General features: G+C 72.3%; 1 pseudogene. It reads right to left on the bottom strand.

Features of this window, described 5'->3' with window-relative positions:
* Positions 1–271 (bottom strand): annotated as a pseudogene (locus ADL12_RS27605) (ABC transporter); the annotation flags it as partial.

The following is a 271-nucleotide window of genomic DNA, read 5'->3' as shown; positions in this document are numbered from 1 at the left end:
CCTTGGGCTGGTGGGGGATGTCGGTGGCGCCGGTCAGGGCGAAGAAGACGTCGTCGAGGTCGGGGGTGTGCACGGTCAGCTCGTCGGCCTCGATGCCGGCCGAGTCCAGCCGGTCGAGGATGGAGCGCAGCTCGCGCTGGCTGCCGCCGCTGGGGAGTTGGAGGGTGAGGGACTCGTCGTCCCGGGTGACCTCGCGCAGGGCGGAGGCGGCCAACTGGTATGCGCCCGGGTCGGTGAAGCGGAGGCGGACGTGTCCGCCGGGGATGAGTCG

Source organism: Streptomyces regalis, from assembly GCF_001509475.1.
GTDB classification, from domain to species: domain Bacteria; phylum Actinomycetota; class Actinomycetes; order Streptomycetales; family Streptomycetaceae; genus Streptomyces; species Streptomyces regalis.
Note: the sequence above shows the minus strand (reverse complement) of the source record. Positions and strands in the feature narration are given on the sequence as shown.